The 8,118-nt window shown below is 46.1% G+C and carries 7 protein-coding genes and 1 pseudogene; all 8 read left to right on the top strand.

Annotated elements, in window-relative coordinates; translation table 11 throughout:
* A pseudogene (locus tag F0265_RS24320) lies at positions 1–100 on the top strand (elongation factor Tu); the annotation flags it as partial.
* A 277-nt stretch (positions 101–377) separates the two neighbouring features.
* Entirely contained in the window at positions 378–758 is a 381-nt protein-coding gene (gene secE / locus F0265_RS24315) for a preprotein translocase subunit SecE (protein ID WP_006957117.1), read from the top strand.
* Between the two features lie 13 nt (positions 759–771).
* Positions 772–1,320 (top strand): transcription termination/antitermination protein NusG, encoded by a 549-nt coding sequence (nusG, locus tag F0265_RS24310; protein WP_006957116.1) that lies wholly within the window; start codon positions 772–774, stop codon positions 1,318–1,320.
* Positions 1,321–1,463: 143 nt separating this feature from the next.
* Positions 1,464–1,892, top strand: coding sequence for a 50S ribosomal protein L11 (gene rplK / locus F0265_RS24305; protein ID WP_004747601.1), 429 nt, complete (start codon positions 1,464–1,466; stop codon positions 1,890–1,892).
* 4 nt (positions 1,893–1,896) lie between these two features.
* Complete coding sequence (gene rplA, locus F0265_RS24300) at positions 1,897–2,601, top strand: 50S ribosomal protein L1 (RefSeq protein ID WP_045975434.1); 705 nt, start codon at positions 1,897–1,899, stop codon at positions 2,599–2,601.
* 280 nt (positions 2,602–2,881) lie between these two features.
* The gene (gene rplJ / locus F0265_RS24295; protein ID WP_045975435.1) at positions 2,882–3,376 is read left to right on the top strand and encodes a 50S ribosomal protein L10; all 495 of its coding nucleotides are present in this window, start codon (positions 2,882–2,884) and stop codon (positions 3,374–3,376) included.
* Between the two features lie 58 nt (positions 3,377–3,434).
* Positions 3,435–3,803 (top strand): 50S ribosomal protein L7/L12, encoded by a 369-nt coding sequence (rplL, locus tag F0265_RS24290; protein WP_006957113.1) that lies wholly within the window; start codon positions 3,435–3,437, stop codon positions 3,801–3,803.
* A 231-nt stretch (positions 3,804–4,034) separates the two neighbouring features.
* Positions 4,035–8,063 carry a DNA-directed RNA polymerase subunit beta gene (gene rpoB / locus F0265_RS24285; protein ID WP_006957112.1) on the top strand — a complete coding sequence of 1,343 codons (4,029 nt, stop codon included), beginning with the start codon at positions 4,035–4,037 and terminating at the stop codon, positions 8,061–8,063.
* Positions 8,064–8,118 lie beyond the last annotated feature (55 nt).

Genomic DNA, 8,118 nt, shown 5'->3' with positions numbered 1-8,118 from the left:
GCTAATCGCACCAATCGCAATGGACGAAGGTCTTCGTTTCGCGATCCGTGAAGGTGGCCGTACAGTAGGTGCTGGTGTTGTTGCTAAGATCTTCGACTAATTCTCAGGAATTGCTGAAGACTTCTGAAAAATCTTTGAATAAGATTTGACGAACCAGTAGCAAAAAGGGCATCATTTGATGCCCTTTTTCTGCACTAAATATAATGTTTGCTAATTTCTTATCCAAGCAGATATTAAGCAGGATTTTTTGCCCAAGATGTTGCTTCTTGGTCATTAAGAAAGAGTACGTCAATCGATAAGGTTGCCGTTTCATGGATTTGCCCTGCAACAGCGGGGTTGTTGTCGTCTATATTAAGACTTGTGACAGGTTTGGTTTTATGAAAGCAAATAATGCTGAAACTCCTGAAAGCTCAAATGGCGCAGATATCTTCAAGTGGATTGTCACTTTCGTTCTGCTAGCTGCCGCTGTTGTGGGTAATTACCTGTATGGTGAAATGTCTGTAGTGATTCGCGCTGCAGGTGTTGTTGTACTGATTGCTGCGGCACTTGGTGTTGCTGCTACAACAACAAAAGGTAAAGCTGCGATCGAGTTCGCTAAAGAATCTCGTATGGAAGTTCGCAAAGTAGTTTGGCCAACGCGTCAAGAAACTGTGCAAACGACTTTGATCGTTTTAGCTGTAAGTATTGTAATGGCTCTGGCACTTTGGGGCATCGACGGCATTATGGTTCGTCTTGTCAACTTTGTGACTGGGGTATAGAGGGTTTTAATTCATGAGTGAAGCTCCTAAAAAACGCTGGTATGTGGTTCAAGCCTTCTCTGGATTTGAAGGCCGTGTAGCGCAGTCTCTTCGCGAGCATATCAAAATGCACAGCATGGAAGAGCTATTTGGTGAAGTTCTAGTCCCTACTGAAGAAGTAGTGGAGATGCGCGCAGGCCAACGTCGTAAGTCTGAGCGTAAGTTCTTCCCTGGTTACGTCCTCGTTCAGATGATCATGAACGATGAATCATGGCACCTAGTACGCAGCGTGCCACGTGTCATGGGCTTCATTGGTGGTACCTCTGACCGTCCAGCTCCTATCACTGATAAAGAAGCTGACGCTATCCTTAACCGTCTTGAGAAGGCGAGTGAATCACCACGTCCACGTACTATGTACGAAGCGGGTGAAGTGGTACGTGTTACTGACGGTCCATTTGCTGACTTTAACGGTACCGTTGAAGAAGTGGATTACGAGAAGAGCCGCCTGAAAGTGTCTGTATCGATCTTTGGTCGTGCAACACCAGTTGAGCTTGAGTTTGGTCAGGTTGAAAAACTTGATTAAAAAAACACCTTTTTAGGGTTGTTTAAGGCGCGAATTATGACTATAATTTCGCGCCTTTTTACTTCCGTCGAAGTAAAAAGTTATTTACGTAAACGGGGAGCTGATCGGTCGATTAGCGTTAGTACCCAAAATTAGGAAAAATCATGGCTAAGAAAGTTGAAGCTTACATCAAGCTACAAGTTGCTGCTGGTATGGCGAACCCGAGTCCACCGGTTGGTCCTGCTCTAGGTCAACACGGTGTGAACATCATGGAATTCTGTAAAGCGTTTAACGCAAAAACAGAATCTGTTGAGAAAGGTCTACCGACTCCAGTTGTTATCACAGTATACAACGACCGTTCTTTCACGTTCGTAACTAAGACTCCACCTGCTGCAGTTCTTCTTAAGAAAGCGGCTGGCGTTAAGTCTGGTTCAGGTCGTCCAAACACTGAGAAAGTGGGTACTGTAACTGACGCTCAGCTTCAGGAAATCGCAGAAACTAAAGCTGCAGATATGACTGGTGCTGACATCGAAGCAATGAAGCGTTCTATCGCTGGTACTGCTCGTTCAATGGGCCTAGTGGTAGAGGGTTAAGATCATGGCAAAACTAACTAAGCGCATGCGCGTTATCCGCGAAAAAGTTGACGTAACTAAAGAATACGAAATCAACGAAGCTGTAGCTCTTCTTCAAGAACTAGCAACTGCTAAATTCGTTGAGTCTGTAGACGTTGCTGTTAACCTAGGCATCGATGCTCGTAAATCTGACCAGAACGTACGTGGTGCAACTGTACTACCTCACGGTACTGGCCGCGAAATCCGCGTTGCAGTGTTCACTCAAGGTGCAAACGCTGAAGCAGCTAAAGAAGCTGGCGCAGACATCGTTGGTATGGAAGATCTTGCTGAGCAAGTGAAGAAAGGCGAAATGAACTTTGACGTAGTTGTTGCTTCTCCAGATGCAATGCGCGTTGTAGGTCAACTAGGTACTATCCTAGGTCCTCGCGGTCTAATGCCAAACCCTAAAGTTGGTACTGTAACTCCTAACGTTGCTGAAGCAGTTAAGAACGCTAAAGCTGGTCAGGTTCGTTACCGTAACGACAAGAACGGCATCATCCACACTACTATCGGTAAAGCAAACTTCTCTGCTGAGCAGATCAAAGAGAACCTAGAAGCACTTCTAGTGGCTCTGAAGAAAGCTAAGCCGTCTTCTGCTAAGGGTACATTCCTGCAGAAAGTAAGCATCTCTACTACTATGGGTGCTGGTGTTGCTGTTGATCAGGCTAGCCTGAACACTCTAGCAAGCTAATATATTTGCTTAGGCGCGAAATTTGTGTATAATTTCGCGCCTAATATTTGTGGTTGGGGCTGAACTTTGGTTCTGTAAGAATTAAGACCCAGTCTCCGTCCAAGACCGTAGGTGTCTGAGTTTGTTTAACAAGTGATGACTTAATCATCCTACGTAGATGGTGCCCGAACTGACAGAAAGCTCTATGTAAATAGTTACCTTTCTTCTGGGAAGCACCTCAATAACTCTCACTGTCGTGATGATAGTGAGTGGTGTAACGACAACCAGGAGTAAATCCAAGATGGCTTTAAACCTTCAAGACAAAAAAGCAATTGTTGCTGAAGTCAACGAAGCTGCCAGTGGTGCACTTTCTGCAGTTGTAGCTGACTCTCGTGGCGTTGAAGTGGGCGCGATGACTTCTCTACGTAAACAAGCTCGTGAAGCGGGTGTTTATGTACGAGTTGTTCGTAACACACTTATGCGTCGTGCGGTTGAAGGTACTGACTACGAGTGTCTAACTGACACTTTCACTGGTCCTACTCTAATCGCATTCTCTAACGAGCACCCAGGTGCTGCAGCGCGTCTTTTCAAAGACTTCGCTAAAGAGAACACTGACTTCGAGATCAAAGCTGCTGCATTTGAAGGCGCGCTAACTGACGCTGAAGTACTAGCGACACTACCAACTTACGACGAAGCTATTGCACGCCTAATGATGTGCATGAAAGAAGCTTCTGCTGGCAAGCTGGTTCGCACTATCGCTGCACTACGCGATCAAAAAGAAGAAGCTGCGGCGTAAGCCTTGCTTTTTACTGGTTGCTAATTAAACTTATTGTTGATTTTAAAAGAGAATTGTTATGTCTATCACTAACGAGCAAATCCTAGACGCAGTTGCAGAAATGTCTGTAATGCAAGTTGTTGAACTAATCGAAGCAATGGAAGAGAAATTCGGTGTTTCTGCTGCTGCTGCTGTTGTAGCTGGCGGCGCTGCTGGTGGCGAAGCTGCTGCTGAGCAAACTGAATTCGACGTAATCCTAGAATCTGCTGGCGGTAACAAAGTTGCTGTAATCAAAGCAGTACGTGGCGCAACTGGCCTAGGTCTTAAAGAAGCTAAAGCTCTAGTAGACGGCGCACCTGCACCTCTAAAAGAAGGCATCGAGAAAGATGAAGCTGAAGCTCTTAAAGCTCAGCTAGAAGAAGCTGGTGCAAGTGTTACTGTTAAGTAATTATTGCATAGTTTCTTAGCCTAACGGCTAATGGCTGGTGGTTTTATAACCACCGGCCTTTTTGCGCTGTAGGGGTTGGGTGATTTTTCCGCTGTTTGAGCACCCAGGTTCCTAGCAAAAAACATTTCATTACAGCTTAATGAAATGTCACTACATTCAAACAGGTGTTAGTCACTGTCTCATAACGATTGGAGACAGTTTGGGTCACTTATCAGCGAGCTGAGGAACCCCATGGTTTACTCTTATACCGAGAAAAAGCGCATCCGTAAGGACTTTGGTACTCGTCCACAAGTGTTGGACATTCCATACCTGCTATCGATCCAGCTCGATTCGTTCGAAAAATTCATCGAACAGGATCCTGAAGGTCAATACGGTCTTGAAGCTGCTTTCCGTTCTGTATTTCCAATTCAGAGCTACAACGGCAATTCCGAGCTGCAATACGTTAGCTACCGTCTTGGTGAGCCAGTTTTTGATGTTAAAGAATGTCAAATTCGCGGCGTAACTTACTCAAAACCACTTCGCGTAAAACTACGCCTAGTTATCTTTGATAAAGACGCGCCAGCAGGTACTGTAAAAGACATTAAAGAACAAGAAGTCTACATGGGCGAAATTCCGCTTATGACAGACAATGGTACCTTCGTTATCAATGGTACCGAGAGGGTTATCGTATCCCAGCTGCACAGAAGCCCAGGTGTATTCTTCGACAGCGATAAAGGTAAGACCCACTCTTCAGGTAAAGTTCTATATAACGCACGTATCATTCCTTACCGTGGTTCATGGCTTGATTTCGAGTTTGATCCTAAGGACAACCTATACGTACGTATCGACCGCCGTCGTAAGCTACCAGCATCTATCATTCTTCGCGCACTAGGTAAGACGACAGAAGAGATCCTGGACATCTTCTTTGAGAAGGTGAACTTCGAGGTTAAAGATCAAACTCTACTTATGGAGTTGGTTCCTGATCGTCTACGTGGTGAAACTGCGTCATTCGATATCGAAGCAAACGGCAAGACTTACGTTGAAACAGGTCGTCGTGTAACGGCACGCCACATCCGTCAGCTTGAAAAAGATGGCGTTGAGCATATCGAAGTACCAGTAGAGTACATCGTAGGCAAAGTGTCTTCGAAAGACTACATCAACGAAGCGACTGGCGAGATCATCGTTGCGGCTAACCAAGAAATCAGTCTTGAAGCACTAGCGAACCTATCTCAGGCAGGCCATAAAGCTCTAGAAGTTCTATTTACGAACGACCTAGATCACGGTCCATTCATGTCAGACACACTACGTATCGACAGCACTGTTGATCGTATTTCTGCTCTGGTAGAAATCTACCGCATGATGCGCCCTGGTGAGCCACCAACGAAAGAAGCTGCTGAAGCCCTATTCGAAAGCCTATTCTTCTCAGAAGAGCGTTACGATCTATCGACTGTTGGTCGTATGAAGTTCAACAGCTCTATCGAACGTGAAGATGCTCAAGAGCAAGGTACACTTGACGAAACTGATATCGTTGAAGTGATGAAGAAGCTTATCGCTATCCGTAACGGCATCGGTGAAGTGGACGATATCGACCACCTAGGTAACCGTCGTATCCGTTCTGTTGGTGAAATGGCTGAAAACCAATTCCGCGTTGGTCTAGTACGTGTTGAACGTGCTGTTAAAGAGCGTCTAAGCCTTGGTGACCTTGATGCAATCATGCCTCAAGATCTAATCAACGCTAAGCCTATCTCTGCTGCGGTTAAAGAATTCTTTGGCTCTTCACAGCTTTCACAGTTTATGGACCAAAACAACCCGCTATCAGAAGTGACGCACAAGCGTCGTATCTCTGCATTGGGTCCTGGTGGTCTTACTCGTGAACGTGCTGGCTTCGAAGTACGTGACGTACACGTAACTCACTACGGTCGTCTATGTCCGATCGAAACGCCGGAAGGTCCAAACATCGGTCTGATCAACTCTCTATCTGCGTTTGCGCGTTGTAATGAGTACGGTTTCCTTGAGACACCATACCGTCGCGTAGTAGATGGCGTAGTAACAGACGAAGTCGATTACCTATCTGCTATTCAGGAAGGTCAGTACGTTATCGCTCAGGCGAACACGGTACTTTCTGAGCAAGGTACATTTGCTGAAGAGCTAATCACAGCTCGTCAGAAAGGTGAATCTGGCCTACACCCACGCGAACATGTTGACTACATGGACGTTGCAACTAACCAGGTTGTATCTATCGCTGCATCGCTTATCCCGTTCCTAGAACACGATGATGCGAACCGTGCATTGATGGGTGCGAACATGCAACGTCAGGCCGTTCCAACACTTAAGGCTGATAAGCCTCTAGTTGGTACTGGTATCGAGCGTAACATCGCAGTTGACTCTGGTGTTACAGCAGTAGCGAAACGTGGTGGTGTAATCCAGTCTGTAGATGCTTCTCGTATCGTTGTTAAAGTAAACGAAGACGAGCTGATCCCTGGTGAAGCGGGTATCGATATCTACAACCTAACTAAATACACTCGTTCTAACCAAAATACGTGTATCAACCAGCGTCCATGTGTGATGCCGGGTGAACCAGTTGCACGTGGTGACGTTCTTGCTGATGGTCCTTCAACAGACCTTGGTGAGCTAGCACTTGGTCAGAACATGCGTATCGCATTCATGCCTTGGAACGGCTACAACTTCGAAGACTCGATCTTAGTATCTGAGCGCGTAGTTCAAGAAGACCGTTTCACTACGATCCACATTCAAGAGCTATCTTGTGTGGCACGTGATACTAAACTTGGTGCTGAAGAAATCACAGCTGACATTCCAAACGTAGGTGAGTCTGCTCTGTCTAAACTAGACGAGTCAGGTATCGTTTACATCGGTGCGGAAGTGAAAGGTGGTGACATCCTTGTAGGTAAAGTAACGCCTAAAGGTGAAACTCAGCTAACTCCTGAAGAGAAGCTACTACGTGCTATCTTCGGTGAGAAAGCGTCAGACGTTAAAGATACGTCTCTACGCGTACCAAACTCTGTATCAGGTACGATCATCGACGTTCAAGTATTTACTCGTGACGGTGTTGAAAAAGACAAACGTGCACTTGAAATTGAACAGATGCAGCTTAAAGAAGCGAAGAAAGACCTTACTGAAGAATTCCAGATTCTTGAGGGCGGCCTTCTAAACCGTGTTAAAGCTGTACTTCTTGACGGTGGTTACACTGAAGCGAAACTAGACGCTATTGATCGTAAGAAGTGGCTAGAGCTAACGCTTGAAGATGATGCTCAACAGACTCAGCTTGAACAGCTAGCAGAGCAGTACGACGAGCTACGTGCTGACTTCGATAAGAAGTTTGAAACTAAGCGTCGTAAGATCACACAAGGTGATGATCTAGCACCTGGCGTACTGAAGATCGTTAAGGTTTATCTAGCGGTTAAACGTCGTATCCAGCCTGGTGATAAGATGGCGGGTCGTCACGGTAACAAGGGTGTAATCTCTAAGATCAACCCTGTTGAAGACATGCCTTACGATGAGAAAGGTCAGCCGGTTGATATCGTACTGAACCCACTGGGTGTACCTTCGCGTATGAACATCGGTCAGATCCTAGAAGTACACTTAGGTCTGGCAGCGAAAGGCATCGGTGACAAGATCAACCAGATGGTGAAAGAGCAGCAAGAGCTGGCTAAGTTCCGTGACTTCCTACAGAAAGTTTACGACCTTGGCGATACTCGTCAGAAAGTAGACGTTGCGTCTCTATCTGATGACGAAGTTCGTACGCTGATCAAGAACCTACGTGGTGGTCTACCGATCGCGACTCCAGTATTTGACGGTGCTTCTGAGCAATCAATCAAAGAGCTATTGAAACTAGGTGACCTACCAGAATCTGGTCAGCTAACGCTATTTGATGGTCGCACAGGTGATGCGTTTGAGCGTCCTGTAACTGTTGGTTACATGTACATGCTGAAACTGAACCACCTTGTTGATGACAAGATGCACGCTCGTTCTACTGGCTCGTACAGCCTAGTAACTCAGCAACCACTTGGTGGTAAAGCTCAGTTCGGTGGTCAGCGTTTCGGTGAGATGGAAGTATGGGCACTGGAAGCATACGGTGCAGCTTACACCCTACAAGAAATGCTAACCGTTAAGTCGGATGACGTTAACGGCCGTACTAAGATGTATAAGAACATCGTAGACGGTAACCACAGCATGGAACCTGGCATGCCAGAATCGTTCAACGTACTGTTGAAAGAGATTCGCTCGCTAGGTATCAACATCGAGCTAGAAGACGAAGAGTAATCCCCACGGGGTTATTTGGTTGAAGGTGCTCACTTTTGCGGGTGAGCTCCTTTTA

The sequence above is a fragment of the Vibrio sp. RE88 genome (assembly GCF_013113835.1).
Classification (GTDB): domain Bacteria; phylum Pseudomonadota; class Gammaproteobacteria; order Enterobacterales; family Vibrionaceae; genus Vibrio.
This window is presented reverse-complemented; position numbering and strand designations above follow the sequence as displayed.

Bases quoted from the DNA above. Each gene is read 5' to 3' on its own strand.
- secE (WP_006957117.1), top strand. From the start codon at position 378: ATGAAAGCAAATAATGCTGAAACTCCTGAAAGCTCAAATGGCGCAGAT.
- nusG (WP_006957116.1), top strand. From the start codon at position 772: ATGAGTGAAGCTCCTAAAAAACGCTGGTATGTGGTTCAAGCCTTCTCT.
- rplK (WP_004747601.1), top strand. From the start codon at position 1,464: ATGGCTAAGAAAGTTGAAGCTTACATCAAGCTACAAGTTGCTGCTGGT.
- rplA (WP_045975434.1), top strand. From the start codon at position 1,897: ATGGCAAAACTAACTAAGCGCATGCGCGTTATCCGCGAAAAAGTTGAC.
- rplJ (WP_045975435.1), top strand. From the start codon at position 2,882: ATGGCTTTAAACCTTCAAGACAAAAAAGCAATTGTTGCTGAAGTCAAC.
- rplL (WP_006957113.1), top strand. From the start codon at position 3,435: ATGTCTATCACTAACGAGCAAATCCTAGACGCAGTTGCAGAAATGTCT.
- rpoB (WP_006957112.1), top strand. From the start codon at position 4,035: ATGGTTTACTCTTATACCGAGAAAAAGCGCATCCGTAAGGACTTTGGT.